At 61.8% G+C, this 15,171-nt stretch carries 18 protein-coding genes; 13 read left to right on the forward strand and 5 right to left on the reverse strand.

Annotated elements, in window-relative coordinates; all coding sequences use genetic code 11:
* Window positions 1–99 precede the first annotated feature (99 nt).
* The gene (locus ANTHELSMS3_RS00085; RefSeq protein ID WP_094033089.1) at window positions 100–411 is read left to right on the forward strand and encodes a hypothetical protein; all 312 of its coding nucleotides are present in this window, start codon (window positions 100–102) and stop codon (window positions 409–411) included.
* Here ANTHELSMS3_RS00085 and ANTHELSMS3_RS00090 read toward each other — a convergent pair.
* Window positions 408–1,043 carry a TetR family transcriptional regulator C-terminal domain-containing protein gene (locus ANTHELSMS3_RS00090; RefSeq protein WP_094033090.1) on the reverse strand — a complete coding sequence of 212 codons (636 nt, stop codon included), beginning with the start codon at window positions 1,041–1,043 and terminating at the stop codon, window positions 408–410. The genes ANTHELSMS3_RS00085 and ANTHELSMS3_RS00090 overlap by 4 nt on opposite strands.
* Window positions 1,044–1,192: 149 nt before the next feature.
* Between ANTHELSMS3_RS00090 and ANTHELSMS3_RS00095 the strand changes: the two genes are divergently transcribed.
* The 9 genes from ANTHELSMS3_RS00095 (at window position 1,193) to ANTHELSMS3_RS00135 (ending at window position 9,038) form a co-directional block, all read left to right on the forward strand.
* Window positions 1,193–2,443, forward strand: a complete 1,251-nt coding sequence (locus ANTHELSMS3_RS00095) for a Zn-dependent hydrolase (RefSeq protein ID WP_094033091.1) — start codon at window positions 1,193–1,195, stop codon at window positions 2,441–2,443.
* On the forward strand, window positions 2,440–3,045 hold the full coding sequence (locus tag ANTHELSMS3_RS00100; RefSeq protein ID WP_094033092.1) for a M48 family metalloprotease: 606 nt from the start codon (window positions 2,440–2,442) through the stop codon (window positions 3,043–3,045). The genes ANTHELSMS3_RS00095 and ANTHELSMS3_RS00100 overlap by 4 nt, the downstream gene beginning before the upstream one ends.
* Before the next feature lie 10 nt (window positions 3,046–3,055).
* Window positions 3,056–4,510, forward strand: coding sequence for a dihydropyrimidinase (hydA, locus tag ANTHELSMS3_RS00105; RefSeq protein ID WP_094033093.1), 1,455 nt, complete (start codon window positions 3,056–3,058; stop codon window positions 4,508–4,510).
* 58 nt (window positions 4,511–4,568) lie between these two features.
* A complete protein-coding gene (locus tag ANTHELSMS3_RS00110) occupies window positions 4,569–4,991 on the forward strand; it encodes a VOC family protein (RefSeq protein WP_094033094.1) in 423 nt (140 codons plus the stop codon).
* Window positions 4,988–5,767 carry an ABC transporter ATP-binding protein gene (locus ANTHELSMS3_RS00115; protein WP_094033095.1) on the forward strand — a complete coding sequence of 260 codons (780 nt, stop codon included), beginning with the start codon at window positions 4,988–4,990 and terminating at the stop codon, window positions 5,765–5,767. Before ANTHELSMS3_RS00110 ends, ANTHELSMS3_RS00115 begins: the two co-directional genes overlap by 4 nt.
* Entirely contained in the window at window positions 5,764–6,105 is a 342-nt protein-coding gene (locus ANTHELSMS3_RS00120) for an EamA family transporter (RefSeq protein WP_094033096.1), read from the forward strand. The genes ANTHELSMS3_RS00115 and ANTHELSMS3_RS00120 overlap by 4 nt, the downstream gene beginning before the upstream one ends.
* Window positions 6,102–7,052 carry an ABC transporter permease gene (locus ANTHELSMS3_RS00125; RefSeq protein ID WP_094033097.1) on the forward strand — a complete coding sequence of 317 codons (951 nt, stop codon included), beginning with the start codon at window positions 6,102–6,104 and terminating at the stop codon, window positions 7,050–7,052. The genes ANTHELSMS3_RS00120 and ANTHELSMS3_RS00125 overlap by 4 nt, the downstream gene beginning before the upstream one ends.
* A 107-nt stretch (window positions 7,053–7,159) precedes the next feature.
* Window positions 7,160–7,999: an ABC transporter permease gene (locus tag ANTHELSMS3_RS00130; RefSeq protein ID WP_094036824.1), complete on the forward strand. Its 840-nt coding sequence runs from the start codon at window positions 7,160–7,162 to the stop codon at window positions 7,997–7,999.
* Between the two features lie 52 nt (window positions 8,000–8,051).
* Entirely contained in the window at window positions 8,052–9,038 is a 987-nt protein-coding gene (locus tag ANTHELSMS3_RS00135) for an ABC transporter substrate-binding protein (RefSeq protein WP_094033098.1), read from the forward strand.
* A 65-nt stretch (window positions 9,039–9,103) separates the two neighbouring features.
* Here ANTHELSMS3_RS00135 and ANTHELSMS3_RS00140 read toward each other — a convergent pair whose 3' ends face one another.
* From ANTHELSMS3_RS00140 to rfbA, 4 genes are read right to left on the reverse strand one after another with little or no spacing between them, the layout of a single operon-like run.
* Window positions 9,104–10,072 carry an SMP-30/gluconolactonase/LRE family protein gene (locus ANTHELSMS3_RS00140; protein ID WP_094033099.1) on the reverse strand — a complete coding sequence of 323 codons (969 nt, stop codon included), beginning with the start codon at window positions 10,070–10,072 and terminating at the stop codon, window positions 9,104–9,106.
* 51 nt (window positions 10,073–10,123) lie between these two features.
* Window positions 10,124–10,651 carry a thioesterase family protein gene (locus ANTHELSMS3_RS00145; RefSeq protein WP_094033100.1) on the reverse strand — a complete coding sequence of 176 codons (528 nt, stop codon included), beginning with the start codon at window positions 10,649–10,651 and terminating at the stop codon, window positions 10,124–10,126.
* On the reverse strand, window positions 10,651–11,433 hold the full coding sequence (locus ANTHELSMS3_RS00150; RefSeq protein WP_094033101.1) for an enoyl-CoA hydratase-related protein: 783 nt from the start codon (window positions 11,431–11,433) through the stop codon (window positions 10,651–10,653). Before ANTHELSMS3_RS00150 ends, ANTHELSMS3_RS00145 begins: the two co-directional genes overlap by 1 nt.
* Window positions 11,430–12,305 carry a glucose-1-phosphate thymidylyltransferase RfbA gene (rfbA, locus tag ANTHELSMS3_RS00155; protein ID WP_094033102.1) on the reverse strand — a complete coding sequence of 292 codons (876 nt, stop codon included), beginning with the start codon at window positions 12,303–12,305 and terminating at the stop codon, window positions 11,430–11,432. The genes ANTHELSMS3_RS00150 and rfbA overlap by 4 nt, the downstream gene beginning before the upstream one ends.
* A gap of 188 nt (window positions 12,306–12,493) precedes the next feature.
* Between rfbA and rfbC the strand changes: the two genes are divergently transcribed.
* From rfbC to rfbD, 3 genes are read left to right on the forward strand one after another with little or no spacing between them, the layout of a single operon-like run.
* Window positions 12,494–13,066, forward strand: a complete 573-nt coding sequence (rfbC, locus tag ANTHELSMS3_RS00160; protein WP_094033103.1) for a dTDP-4-dehydrorhamnose 3,5-epimerase — start codon at window positions 12,494–12,496, stop codon at window positions 13,064–13,066.
* Window positions 13,063–14,106, forward strand: a complete 1,044-nt coding sequence (gene rfbB / locus ANTHELSMS3_RS00165; protein WP_094036825.1) for a dTDP-glucose 4,6-dehydratase — start codon at window positions 13,063–13,065, stop codon at window positions 14,104–14,106. Before rfbC ends, rfbB begins: the two co-directional genes overlap by 4 nt.
* Window positions 14,103–14,948: a dTDP-4-dehydrorhamnose reductase gene (gene rfbD / locus ANTHELSMS3_RS00170; RefSeq protein ID WP_094033104.1), complete on the forward strand. Its 846-nt coding sequence runs from the start codon at window positions 14,103–14,105 to the stop codon at window positions 14,946–14,948. The genes rfbB and rfbD overlap by 4 nt, the downstream gene beginning before the upstream one ends.
* The last annotated feature ends 223 nt before the right edge of the window (window positions 14,949–15,171 follow it).

Here is a 15,171-nt window from a genome sequence, read left to right on the forward strand (position 1 = left end):
GGTGTCAGACCGCGGTGATCTTGCTGTCCGTTGGATCAGGTCTGCTGGGTCTGTTCCACCACGGACATTCGGGACAACGCCCGAGGCGGAGGATACATCTTGGCCCTTCTCAACATCACGCGTTGGCCAACGATCCTGATTTTTATTTTTGCCGGGATCGCGGCGGCCACCTTTGCCTTTGTCACGGTCAATCTGTTTTCCCAAGCCATGGCCAGTCTGGATTTTCTAAAGGCCTTCGGCTGGGAAGCAATCCGGCACGGGGCGCTTCGGCAAGTGGTGGAACTGGCGGTCTGGGGCGCGCTGTCACTGGCCTGCTGGCTGTCGTTCAAGGCCTGCGAACATGTTCTGGAGGACCGCTATCTGGAGTGGGCGCGCAGATCGCGCACATCCCGCAGGGACACCGACCGCTAGGGCGTCAGCAAACGTCGGAATAATAGATCAAGGTGCGTTTCCGCCCCCGGAAACGGATCGTCGTCATTCAGCACCGCCCGCACCTGCACGTCGAAATCCGCGTAGTGTTGGGTCAGAGACCAGACCGAAAACAGCAGGTGGCGCGGATCGACCGGGGCAAGACGGCCCGCCGCGATCCAGCCTTTGATCACCGTGGCCAGCGTATCGACAAGATCGCGCAATTCGCCCTCTAGCGCGGGCATGATGCGCGGCGCGCCCTGCACGATCTCATTCGCAAACAGGCGGCTTTCGCGCGGGAAATCGCGTGACATCTGTAGTTTTCGGCGGACGTAGGCAAGGATCTCCTCGACAGGTTCGCCATTGGAATCAATCGCTTGCAGCGGATCAAGCCATGTTTCCAGCAGGTCGCGCAGCAGTGCCTCGTAGATCGCTTCCTTGGAGGGGTAGTAGTACAGCAGGTTGGGTTTCGACAGGCCCGCCTCACTTGCGATTCGGTCCAGTGTGGCCCCGCGAAATCCGGCCTCCGAAAACACCGTCAAACCCGCCTCAAGGATCTGCTGCCGCTTGGCGCGCTGAATGCGGGTTTGCGGGGCGGTGTCGCCCTCTTGCAGGAATGCCGATTTTTCCGTCATGGGTGCTGCCGCTTGCCTCTTTTCAAAGCATCTGCCGGATTTGACGGCAGGACGCTTGACTGACTACGCTCCTCTGGTAGCGTTCTTTTGACCGATTGGTCAAATCGGAATGCACCCGCACGAGACGGGTTAAGACGGGGAGTTACGCCATGGCCGGACCAGCTGCAAACATGACTATTAACGCCGACCGGCTGTGGGACAGCCTGATGGAGATGGCCAAGATAGGCCCCGGCGTCGCGGGCGGCAACAACCGCCAGACGCTGACCGATGAGGACGCCGAGGGGCGCGCCCTGTTTCAGCAGTGGTGCGAGGATGCGGGCTGTACCATGGGCCTGGACACGATGGGCAACATGTTCGCGCGGCGCGAGGGCACGGACCCGGACGCGCTGCCGGTCTATGTCGGTTCGCACCTCGATACGCAGCCGACAGGTGGCAAATACGACGGCATTCTGGGGGTTCTCGGCGGATTGGAACTTGTGCGGACCCTGAATGATCTGGGGATCAAGACCAAACATCCGATTGTCGTGTCCAACTGGACCAATGAGGAAGGCACGCGGTTTGCGCCTGCAATGCTATCGTCGGGCGTGTTTGCCGGGCTCCACACGCAGGACTGGGCCTATGCGCGCGAAGACGCCGAGGGCAAGACATTTGGTGCCGAACTGGAGCGGATCGGCTGGAAGGGTGACGAAGAGGTTGGCGCGCGCAAGATGCACGCCTTCTTTGAGTTGCACATTGAACAGGGCCCCATTCTGGAGGCCGAGGGCGTCGATATCGGCGTTGTCACTCACGGGCAGGGTCTGTCGTGGACGCAGGTGACGGTGACGGGCAAAGACGCGCACACCGGATCGACGCCCATGCCGATGCGGCGCAATGCCGGTCTGGGCATGGCGCGCATTCTGGAGAAGGTCGAAGAGATCGCGCTGAGCCACGCGCCGCACGCGGTGGGTGCGGCAGGCCATATCGACGTCTACCCGAACTCGCGCAATGTGATCCCCGGACAGGTGGTGTTCACGGTAGATTTCCGATCACCCGAACTGGCCGTGATCACGGATATGGAGGCGCGGCTGAAGGTGGCGGCAGAAGAGATCTGTCGTGACATGGAGTTGTCGGTCGAGTTCGAAAAGGTCGGCGGATTTGATCCGGTGGATTTCGATGAGGGCTGTGTCACGGCTGTTCGGAATGCGGCAGAGCGGCTGGGCTATTCGCATCGCAACATCATCTCTGGCGCGGGGCATGACGCCTGCTGGATCAACCGGGTGGCACCCACGGCGATGGTGATGTGCCCCTGCGTGGACGGGCTGTCGCACAATGAGGCCGAGGAGATTACCAAGGACTGGGCCAAGGCGGGCGCGGATGTGCTACTGCACGCGGTGGTCGAGACGGCGGAGATTGTGGAGTGAAATTTCTCAGCTTGGTTCTGCTCGGGACCTTCTTCTCCATCCATGCGGCCCATGCAGCGGATGGCCCGGTCATCGATATGTCCGATGAAACAAGGACACTGCACCCCCAACCGATGGTTGGCGAAATACCGATCGAACCGGCTTTCGAGGACTATATGTTCATGCTGTTCGACACGTGCGAAGCGGCTGGCATCAAGTGCAGCATCTATCCAATGATGGGCGCGATCTATAATGCAGCCGCATTTCAGGACGCGGCAGGCAACCGGATCGTCGTGTTCGACCGGGAATTGAGTCCGCGTCTGGGCTATGTTGGCGCAAGCGCGGCAATCGCACATGAGATCGGACATCACTACTGCCTTCACCTTTCTGATCGGCGCAGTATCGGCAAGTGGCAACGCGAGGCTGAAGCTGATGCCTTCATGGCCTATGCCATGAAACGGCAGCAGGTCTCGATCAGCGCGCTTGTTGAAATGTTTGAAGAGCTGGGTTTCGATGAAGCCAGCGAAACGCACCCTTCCCTTAGCGCCCGGGTCGTCCAGATTGCGCATGGCTTCGAAGCTAACTCGTTGAGCGATATCTGCCCGGGCAAGGATCCAAATTGAGGACACACCAATGACCACAGTCATCAAGAACGGCACCGTCGTCACGGCGGACCTGAGCTGGAAGGCCGACGTTTTGGTCGACGGCGGCAAGATCGTCGAGATCGGCGACAACCTGAGCGGCGACAAAGAGTTGGACGCGACCGGCTGTTACGTCATGCCGGGTGGGATCGACCCGCATACGCATCTGGAAATGCCCTTCATGGGCACCTATTCCACCGATGATTTTGACAGCGGCACCCGCGCCGCACTTGCGGGCGGGACCACGATGGTGGTGGATTTCGCCTTGCCCTCGCCCGGTCAGGGGCTGCTGGACGCGCTGCAGATGTGGGACAACAAATCGACCCGCGCGCATTGCGATTACTCGTTCCACATGGCGGTGACGTGGTGGGGCGAGCAGGTCTTTGACGAGATGAAGACGGTAATCGAGACACGCGGCATCAACACGTTCAAACACTTCATGGCCTACAAAGGCGCGCTGATGGTGCAGGACGATGAGATGTTCGCCAGTTTCCAACGCATCGGTGAACTGGGCGGGATCGCCATGGTCCACGCCGAAAACGGCGATGTGGTCGCCGATCTGCAGGCGCGGCTGCTGGCCGAAGGCAACACCGGCCCCGAGGCGCACGCCTATTCCCGCCCCCCGCAGGTCGAGGGTGAGGCCGCCAACCGTGCGATCATGATCGCCGACATGGCCGGTGTGCCGCTCTACATCGTGCATGTGTCCTGCGAAGAGGCGCATGAGGCGATCCGGCGCGCGCTCCAGCAGGGCAAGCGGGTATGGGGCGAGCCGTTGATCCAGCACCTGACACTGGACGACAGCGAATATGCCCACCCCGATTGGGACCATGCCGCGCGCCGTGTCATGTCCCCGCCGTTCCGCAATGCGAAACATCAAGACAGCCTGTGGGCTGGCTTGCAGGCCGGGTCTTTGTCCGTGGTGGCAACCGACCACTGCGCCTTTACCACCGAACAGAAACGCTATGGCGTGGGCGATTTCACCAAGATCCCGAATGGCACCGGCGGGCTGGAGGATCGGATGCCGATGCTCTGGACACATGGGGTGGAGACCGGGCGCCTGACGAAAGAGGAGTTTGTTGCCGTCACCTCGACCAATATCGCCAAGGTGCTGAACTGCTACCCGCGCAAGGGGGCAATTCGGGTTGGATCGGATGCCGACATCGTGGTTTGGGACCCGGCGAAGACCAAGACGATTGCAGCCGCGTCGCAGGTGTCCGCCATTGATTACAACGTGTTCGAAGGCAAAGAGGTCAAAGGCCTGCCGCGCTACACGCTGACACGCGGGCAGGTTGCGGTGACCGACGGCGTGCTGACCTCTGAGGAAGGCCACGGCAAGTTTGTCGAGCGCGAGGGCGGCACACCGACCAACACCGCGCTATCGAAGTGGAAAGACCTGACAGCGCCGCGTCCGGTGAAACGGTCGGGCATCCCGGCTAGCGGGGTGTAAGGTTGGCGCGTCTCGGGGGCACTGGGTTGGGGTTTGTGTGGCGCCTTGGAGTGCCCGCATGAGCGCCCCTGCCCTCTCCAGCATCCTTGAGGCGGCCATTTACGTCGATGACCTTGACGCGGCAGAGGCGTTTTACGGCGGTGTTCTGGGGTTGGAGCGGATCATCCGCGTCGACGGGCGGCATGTTTTCTTTCGCTGTGGCGCAACTGTCGTGCTGGCCTTTATCGCCGACGCGACAGCGCGCCCGCCTGCCCCCGATGCCTTGCCCGTGCCGCCGCATGGGGCCAAAGGCCCCGGACATATCTGTTTCGCCGCGCCGGATCAGGAGTTGGACGCGCTTGCGGCCCACCTGATCTCTGCCGGTGTCGACATCGAAAGCGATTTCCGCTGGCCACATGGTCCGCGATCCATCTACGTTCGCGATCCCGCTGGCAACAGCGTTGAATTCGCGGACCCCGCCCTTTGGAGCCTAGACGTATGACAGCAAGCCCGGTGATCCAGGCCAGCCACCTCGACCTGACATTCCAGACCGCCGATGGGCCGGTCCATGCCCTGAAAGACGTGTCGCTGGACATCGAAAAGGGCAGCTTTGTCAGCTTTATCGGCCCGTCTGGCTGCGGCAAGACCACCTTTCTGCGCTGTATCGCGGCGCTGGAACATCCCACCGGCGGCAGTCTGACCGTCAACGGCATGACCCCCGATGAGGCGCGGCGCGCGCGCGCCTATGGTTATGTGTTTCAGGCGGCGGGGCTGTATCCGTGGCGCACCATCGGGCGCAATGTGGCCTTGCCGCTAGAGATCATGGGCTATTCGAAAGCCGAACAGGCCGAGCGTGTGAAGCAGGTGCTGGAGCTTGTGGAGTTATCGGGTTTTGAAAAGAAATTCCCCTGGCAGCTGTCCGGAGGCATGCAACAACGTGCGTCTATTGCAAGGGCGCTGGCCTTTGACGCCGATCTTTTGCTGATGGATGAACCGTTCGGCGCGCTGGATGAGATTGTGCGCGATCATCTGAACGAGGAACTGCTGAAGCTGTGGGCCAAGACGGAAAAAACCATCGGCTTTGTCACCCACTCGATCCCCGAGGCGGTGTACCTGTCGACGCATATCGTGGTGATGTCGCCCCGACCCGGTCGGATCACCGATGTTATCGTGTCCCCCCTGCCCAAGGAACGCCCGCTGGACATTCGCGATACGCCAGAGTTCATCGAGGTGGCGCACCGCGTCCGCGAAGGGCTGCGCGCGGGGTATGAGGAATGAGCGCAGGATTCCTGACGTGGCTTGGCGGTGCGATGGCGGTCTTTCTGGGCGCAAGCGCCGCGCTGCGGTCCTATGTCGACAATCAGCGGCTGATGCTGCTGGGGCTGGCCTTGGTCCTGTATACGTTGGGCAACCTGATGATGGTGCGCCTGATGCGTGAAGGCGGCATGGCGGTGGCAATCTCTGTCTCAGCAGTGCTGCAACTGGTTCTGGCCGCGTTGGTGGCCTTTATGTTTTTCGGCGAACGCCCCCTGCCGCTGCAGATGGCGGGCATTGTTCTTGGCGTCGTTGCGGTGGCCCTGATCCTGATAGCCCCCAACGTCGGAGGCGCACGATGACTAGGTTCATCCCTCCGGTTCTGGGTATGGTGCTTGCGCTGATCGCGCTGTGGTACGTTGCCGTGGTGCCGATGAACGTGAAGGAAGTGTTGACCGCCGCCGAACGCGCGGGGGTTGCGGTCTCGCCCCCTTCGGCGGTCGAGCGGCGCGATATGGGCAACTGGGCGCTGGTGGTCCGCAACACGCACGCCCTTGGCGATAGCTGGAGCTCTGACAGGCCGAAACTGCCCGCGCCGCATCAGGTGCTGGTCGAGCTTTACGACTCGACCATTGATGAGGAAGTGAACGGCCGGCGCGGGATCGTGAAGTCGGGGACGTTGTCCAACCGCTCATTAGTGTATCATGCCATTGTCACACTGAACGCGACCTTTCTGGGTTTTGTGATCGGCACCGTTCTGGGCGTCGGGTTGGCCGTGGGGATCGTACACAGCCGTGTCATGGACATGAGCGTGATGCCCTGGGCCATTGTCAGCCAGACCATTCCCATCGTGGCGCTGGCGCCGATGATCATCGTGGTGCTGTATTCGATCGGCGTGCAGGGGCTGATCCCCAAGGCGGTGATTTCGGCCTATCTGTCGTTCTTTCCCGTGGTCGTGGGCATGGTCAAAGGGCTGCGGTCCCCGGATGCCATGCAGATGGACCTGATGCGCACCTATAACGCGCCCACGTCCGCCGTTCTGTGGAAGCTGCGCCTGCCCGCATCGGTCCCCTATCTGTTTGCCTCGCTCAAGATCGCCATCGCGGCCAGCCTTGTGGGGGCCATCGTCGGCGAACTGCCGGTGCAAAAGGGCGGCCTTGGCGCGCGGATGCTGGCGGGCAGCTACTATGGCCAGACCGCACAGATCTGGGCGGCGCTGTTCGTGGCGGCCGGTCTGGCGGCGGTGCTGGTCTGGGCGACGGGCTGGATGGAGCGGCGGACCCTGCGCAAGATGGGGGCCAAGCCATGACCGATGAAGAACGGCGGCAGCGGCGCGCCAATTGGATTGTCCCGCTCGGTGGAACTGCGATCGTTGCCTTCATATTTTTTTCTATCAACCGCCTGCCATTGCCGTGGATGAACGGCCTGTCTTTGTTTGCGAGCTGGCTGAGCGCGTGCGTAGCGAATTGGCTATTTTCACGGATTGATAAGCCCTGGGTCCCCTACGTTGTCCCTCTGGTTTTCGGGATCACGGTACTAATTCTTTGGGAGCAAGCCGTTTACAAGTTTGAGATTCCGACGGTGATCCTGCCGCCGCCCTCGCTGATCGCGGCCAGCTTTGCCGGAAACCTGTCGACCCTATGGGGCGATTTTACCCAGACGATCCTGAAAGGCGCGCTGTCGGGCTATATCATCGGCTGCGGCGCGGCCTTCCTGACCGCGCTGCTGGTGGACCGCAGCGACTACCTGCGCCGGGGGCTGCTGCCGCTGGGCAACTTCATGGCGGCCCTGCCGATCGTGGGCACCGCGCCCATCCTTGTGATGTGGTTCGGCTTTGGCTGGCAGTCCAAGGCGGCGGTTGTGGTGCTGATGGTCTATTTCCCGATGCTGGTGAACACGGTCGCGGGCCTGTCGGAAACCTCCGCCATGCAACGCGACCTGATGCGCACCTATGCGGCCACATGGGGGCAATCGCTGTGGTCGTTGCGCCTGCCTGCCGCGCTGCCCTTCATCTTTAACGGGCTCAAGATTTCCTCGACGCTGGCGTTGATCGGGGCCATCGTTGCCGAGTTCTTTGGCAGTCCGACGCAAGGGTTGGGATTTCGCATCTCGACCAGCATCGGACAGCTTGACCTTGGCATGGTTTGGTCGGCCATCCTTGTGTCGGCGCTGTCGGGGACCGCGTTCTACGGCCTTGTGGCCCTTGCCGAACGCCGCATGACATTCTGGCACGCCTCTTTCCGAGGCGGGCGATAACCGGACCGGGAAAACCGGCCATACGACTAAGGCACCAAGGAGGTACTGAAAGATGAAACAGACATGGATCGCCGCCGTTGCGGCACTGGGGATGGCATCCCCGGCGCTTGCCGCTGACGAGATCAAGCTGCAGTTGAAATGGGTCACGCAGGCCCAGTTCGCAGGCTACTATGTGGCACTAGAAAACGGCTATTACGAAGAGGCCGATCTGGACGTGACCATCATGCCCGGCGGGCCGGACATTGCGCCCACGCAGGTGATCGCCGGGGGCGGTGCCGACGTGATCGTCGAATGGATGCCCGCCGCCCTGTCGGCACGGGAGAACGGCCTGCCGCTGGTTAATATCGCGCAGCCCTACAAGTCCTCGGGCATGATGCTGACATGCTGGAAGGACGCCGGGATCGAAGGTCCAGAAGACCTGGACAACCGCACGCTGGGTGTCTGGTTCTTCGGCAATGAATTCCCCTTCCTCGCCTGGATGAGCCATCTGGACATCGGCACCGATGGCAAGGCCGAAGGCTCTGTCGAGGTGCTCAAGCAGGGGTTCAACGTCGATCCGCTGTTGCAGCGTCAGGCGGATTGCATCAGCACCATGACCTACAACGAATACGGGCAGGTGCTCGACGCGGGCGTCGACCCGTCGGAACTGATCACCTTCAAGTACGAGGATCAGGGCGTCGCGATGCTGGAAGACGGCCTGTATGTGCTTGAGGAAAACCTCGAAGACCCCGCGTACGTCGACAAAATGGCGCGTTTCGTGGCTGCCTCGATGCAGGGCTGGAAGTGGGCCGAGGAAAACCCCGATGACGCCGCGATGATCGTGCTGGACTACGATGAAACCGGCGCACAGACCGAGGCACATCAGATCCGCATGATGGGCGAAGTGGCCAAGCTGACAGCCGGTTCGAACGGCGCGCTGGACCCGGCGGATTATCAGCGCACGGTTGACACGCTACTGGCCGGTGGGTCGGACCCGGTGATCACCAAGCAGCCTGAGGGCGCGTGGACGCATGTGGTTTCCGACGCCGCGCTGAAGTAACTGGATGAAAAATTGACGCGGGGCCCTTTTGCGGGGCCTCGCGTTTTTTGGCCGGATCACGCGGCTCAGCCGCCCTTTACACCCGCCACATTGACGTACAGCGCATAGACAGACTGCGACGCTGCCATGAAGATTCGGCTATTGGCACGACCGCCAAAGCACAGGTTGGCACAGCGTTCCGGCAAGGCGATGCGGCCGATGGGCCTGCCGTCCGGCGCAAAGACCATGACGCCATCCAGCTCTGAATCGCCCATGCCCCAACCGCACCACAAGTTGCCTTCTACATCGCAGCGCATCCCGTCCGGCGTGCCCGGTCCGGCGTCGATCTGCACGCGTTTGTTGGACAGGGTGCGCCCGTCGCTGCCCATATCGTAGGCAAGGATCTTTCGGGTCGGGACGCCGCGGGACTCGACGATATACAGGATGCTTTCGTCCGGCGAGAAACACAGCCCGTTGGGCCCAAGAATGTCATCTGCAACCACGATCGCCTCGCCCGTGTCCGGGTTCAGGCAGTAAACATTCTGAGTCAACTCTGGGTCAGACCGATAGCCCTCATAGTTGCCCAAGATTCCGAAAACCGGGTCCGAGAACCAGATCGAGCCGTCGGATTTGACGATGATGTCATTGGGCGAGTTCAGGGGTTTGCCATCAAAGCTGTCCATCAGGACCGTGATCGTGCCATCGTATTCTGTCCGCGTGATGCGCCGCCCGCCATGTTCGCATGAGATCAGGCGCCCCTGCCGGTCGCGCGTGTGGCCATTGGCGAAATTCGACGGGGCGCGGTATTCGCTGACCTGCCCGGTTTGTTCGTCCCAACACATGATACGGTTGTTGGGGATGTCGCTCCACAACAGGTGGCGGGCATCGCCGAACCAGACCGGCCCTTCGGACCAGCGCATGCCACTGGCCAGCCGCTCGACGCCCGCCAAAGGCAGTCGGTATTTGTCAAACGCGGGGTCCAGCGATTGCACCGCCGGGTCGGGGTAACGTGTCGTCGGCACCCAGCCGTTCGGGAAAAGGTCTTTGTCGCTCACCTGAGATCTCCTGTTTCTGCTGCGCGTTGCGGCGCGGATATTGGGGACTGGCTATGTTGACGATCGTTTTTGCAGGGTGATCCCCTGCCCGGCTTGCACGGGTCGCTCCAGCATCGCGTGTGCGGCCAAGACCTGCGCCAACCGGTCTATCACCTGTGGCTGCCAGTTTTCTGCGCGGCGCGTATTGAGATTGAAGCCAAGGAATTTGACCTCATTTGTGGCGCTAAGGTTGCCGTCCGCATCCATCACCCGGTGGAACAGGACCAGCCGCTTGGCGTCCACGTCCAGCAGTTGTGTCTCGATACTGAATGCATCCCCTTCGGCCAGTTCACCGGTATAGGTGACGTGGTTTTCGACGATGGCGTACTCATGGCCCTGCCGCGCCTCGATGGTCTGGACCGGCGCGTTGATCCAGTTCCAAAAGGCCCAGTTCGCCTGATCGCAGATGGTCAGGTAATGCGCCATGTTGAGGTGATGGAATTCATCCACCCAGTCAGATTTGACCGTATTGCGGACCAGAACCAGCGGGGCGGCAGTATCCCCGGTCCAATCGTGCAGGAAGGTTTCCGTGACCAACATCAGCGGCCCTTCCAGACCGGGTCACGTTTCTCCGAGAAAGACGCGATCCCCTCTGCCGCGTCCTCGCTGGCGTATACGCGATCATAGATCGGCAAATCGCCCGAGCGCATCTTGGCATAGGCCTCTTCTTCGTTCAGGCCGTTTGTGGCGCGGTCGATTTCCTTGATCGCTTGCAACGACAAGGGGGCAGAGGCGGCAACACGCTCTGCCAGTGCCATCGCCGCGTCCAGCAGGTCAGCGCCCGGCACAACCGCATTCACCACTCCCCAACGTGCAAGTTCTTCGGCTGTTGCGCGGCGACCGGTCATCATCATTTCCATCGCCACGGCGCGTGGCAACAGGCGCGGCAGACGGATTGTCCCGCCAGAGTCGGGCACGACGCCGATGGTGGCCTCGGGCAGGCCAAATTCGGCATGATCCGCCGCCACGATCATGTCCGCCGCCAAGGCCAGTTCGAACCCGCCGCCCAGCGCCATACCGTTGACGGCTGCAATCACCGGCTTCTTCAGGCCCCAGAACTCTGTCAGACCGGCAAAGCCGCCGACACCCTGATCCGCATCCGCCGCCTCGCCTTCTGCCGCCGCCTTGAGATCCCAACCGGCAGAGAAAAACCGCGTGCCGCCGCCAGTGATGATGCCCACCGACAGGCTGTCATCGTCCTGCAAGGTCTGGAACGCAGCACCTAGCGCCATGCTGGTGGCCGCCGCAATGGCGTTTACCTTGGGTCGGTCCAAAGTGACCAGCAGGACGCGCCCCTGCCGCTGTGTGGTGACGTCGCTCATGTTTCAACCAATCGTGCCAGATAGGCACCGTAGCCTGATTTTCCAAACAACCGGGCGCGCTCCATCAGCGCGTCGGCGTCGATCCAGCCCTGTTGAAAGGCGATCTCTTCGGGGCAGCCAACCTGTTGCCCTTGCCGTTCCGACAGCGTCCGGACAAAATTGCCCGCGTCCAGTAGTGACGCATGGGTGCCGGTGTCCAGCCAAGCATAGCCCCGGCCCATCTGCTGCACGCTGAGCAACCCGGCGTGCAGATACATTTCCAGCAACGAGGTAATTTCCAACTCTCCCCGAGGCGAGGGTGTCACCGCGCGGGCGCGCTCGGGGGCGGACCCGTCGAGGAAATAGAGCCCCGTCACCGCATAAGGAGACGGCGCTTTCACAGGTTTCTCGATGATGCTGCGCACCGTGCCATCGGGGCCGAAATCGACCACGCCATAGCGTTCGGGATCCGCCACCCGATAGCCAAAAACCGTGCCGCCAACCGCCTGCTCATCCGCCGCGCGCAACTGATCGGGAAGACCGTGGCCGAAAAAGATGTTGTCGCCCAGCACCATGGCCGAGGGCGCGCCCGCAAGGAACGCCTCTGCCAACAGGTAGGCCTGTGCCAGCCCGTCTGGCGACGGCTGCACCACATAGTCCAGCGACAGCCCCCATTGGCTGCCGTCGCCCAGCGTACGGCGAAACTGGTCTTGGTCTTGCGGCGTGGTGATGATGCAGATCTCGCGGATGCCGGTCAGCATCAGCACCGACAGCGGATAGTAGATCATCGGCTTGTCGTAGATCGGCAACAGCTGTTTCGACACACCCATGGTGATCGGATACAGCCGCGTGCCCGATCCCCCGGCCAGAATGATGCCCTTGCGGTGTGTCATGGGTGTGATGCCCCTCTTACTCGACGGTTGCGGGTCTGTTGCCCGCGCACTCTTGCAAGAGTGAAGCGAAATCGGAAACACTCAAAGCCCGTGATTGCGGTTCTGTGCCAGACGGGCCACGGTTGCGGCTTACTGTTTCTGGCCCTGCCGTGTAGAACGACCCGGACGACAGGACCAACGGGAACCCCATGCTTGACGTACAACCTACTGCGCTACCTGGCGTAATGCTCCTTACCCCGCGCCGTTTCGGTGACGCGCGCGGTTTCTTCAGTGAAACATGGAACCGGCAGCGCATGGCCGACCACGGGATTACGATTGATTTCGTGCAGGACAATCATTCCCTGTCGGCAGAGGTGGGCACCGTGCGCGGCCTGCATTTTCAAGCCCCACCACACGCACAGGACAAGTTGGTGCGCTGCGGTCGTGGGCGGCTGTTTGACGTGGCGGTGGATATCCGCGTCGGCTCTCCGACCTATGGCAACTGGGTCGGGGTGGAACTGTCCGCGGAGAACGGCAAGCAACTGCTGATCCCCGCAGGCTTTCTGCATGGCTTTGTCACCCGCACACCGGATACCGAGATTGTCTATAAATGCTCGGACTATTACGCCCCCGAAACAGAGGGCGCGGTGCGGTATGACGATCCAATGGTCGGAATAGATTGGGGCGTTGATGCCTCCACAGCGGTGCTCAGCGACAAGGATGCCCAGGCGCAGGGGTTCAAGACCTTCAACAGCCCCTTTACATGGGAGGGCGCGGCATGAAGCTGTTGGTGACGGGTGGCGCCGGTTTCATCGGTTCTGCCGTGGTGCGCCGCGCGATTGCGCAGGGGCATGAGGTGGTCAACCTGGATGCGCTGACCTATGCCGCCTGCCTCGACAATGTCGCCAGTGTTGCAGGTCACCCCGCCTATGCGTTCGAGCACGCCGATATCCGTGACCGTGCCGCACTGGACCGGGTATTTTCCACCCATTGCCCCGACGCCGTGATGCATCTGGCCGCCGAAAGCCATGTGGACAGATCCATCGACGGGCCGGGCACCTTTATCGACACCAATGTCATGGGAACCTTTCACCTGCTCGAGGCGACCCGCGCCTACTGGACTGCGGCGGGCAAGTCCGACGCGTTCCGCTTTCACCACATCTCGACCGATGAGGTGTTCGGCTCGCTCGGACCAGAGGGGCAGTTCACCGAACAATCCCCCTATGACCCCCGCTCGCCCTATTCGGCGTCCAAGGCCGGATCGGATCATCTGGTGCGCGCATGGCATGAGACCTACGGGATGCCGGTGGTGCTGACCAATTGTTCCAACAATTACGGACCCTACCATTTCCCTGAAAAGCTGATCCCGGTGGTGATCCTGAACGCACTGGCGGGCAAACCGCTGCCCATTTACGGGGACGGGTCCAACGTGCGCGATTGGTTATATGTCGAGGACCACGCCGAGGCGCTGTTGCTGGTGATCACGCGCGGTGCTGTGGGGCGCAGCTACAACATCGGCGGCGAGAATGAGCGCACAAACCTGCAACTGGTGCAGACGCTCTGCGCGATTCTTGACCGCAAACGCCCCTTGCCAAAGGGGACCTACGCCGATCTCATCCAATTTGTGACCGACCGCCCCGGCCATGACGCACGTTACGCCATCGACCCCGCCCGCATCCGCAATGAACTGGGCTGGCGACCATCGGTGACGGTCGAAGAGGGGCTGGAAAAGACCGTGGACTGGTATTTGGCGAATGAAACTTGGTGGCGTGCCTTGCAGGATCGGCAGGGCGTCGGGCAGCGTCTAGGGGTGACGGCGTGATCCTTGTCTTTGGCCGCACTGGTCAGGTCGCCATAGAACTGCAACGCCTTGGTCAGGTCACAGCACTTGGCCGCGACGCCGTCGATCTGGAAAACCCACAAGCTTGCGCCGACGCCATCCGCCAGCACCGCCCCGATATCGTTATCAATGCCGCCGCCTATACCGCTGTGGACCTCGCCGAAGAGGATGAAGCGCGGGCCACCCTGATCAACGGCGCGGCCCCAACCGCAATGGCGCGCGCCTGCGCGGAGACGGGCGCGGCGCTGGTGCATATCTCGACCGATTATGTCTTTGACGGTTCAGGCTCTGCCCCATGGCACCCGGAGGCCACCACGGCGCCGATAAACGCCTATGGCCGCTCCAAACTGGCCGGAGAAGTGGGCATTTGTGCAGCGGGCGGCACGCACGCCATTCTGCGCACTTCATGGGTGTTCTCGGCGCATGGGGCCAACTTTGTGAAAACCATGCTGCGGCTGGGGGCGGAACGGGACCGGCTGTCCATCGTCGCCGACCAAATCGGCGGCCCGACCTCTGCCGCTGCCATCGCCCGCACCTGTCTTGCGGTGGGTCAGACCTTGCGCCAGAGCCCGGTGAAAACCGGAACGTATCACCTTTCCGGCACTCCGGACACCAGCTGGGCCGATTTCGCCCGTGCCATCTTTGTCAGCGCGGGACTTGGGACAAAGGTGCAGAACATCCCCACCAGCGCCTATCCCACGCCCGCCGCCCGTCCGCTGAATTCACGTCTGGACAACAGCAGCCTCACCCGAACCTTCACCGTGCCGCGCCCGGATTGGCGCGCCGATCTGGACGACGTGTTGCGGGAGATTGCTGCATCCTGATCGCGGCTTCTTCTTGGTCCAAATACTCCTGGGGTGAATGCGCCAAAGGCGCAGAGGGGGCAGCGCCCCCTGCCCTGTCTTGCCGTCCATGTGACCATTCTATTGGAATATCCTACGGCCAGCGCCGGACCTGCAACGCAGACCCCACTTTCCGCATCGTAAAAAATCTTTCTCATTGTCATTGAGTTACTTGAGAAGACAGATATCGCAACGCACGATGGCC

It is taken from the genome of Antarctobacter heliothermus, assembly GCF_002237555.1.
In the GTDB taxonomy this organism is placed as follows: Bacteria; Pseudomonadota; Alphaproteobacteria; order Rhodobacterales; family Rhodobacteraceae; genus Antarctobacter; species Antarctobacter heliothermus_B.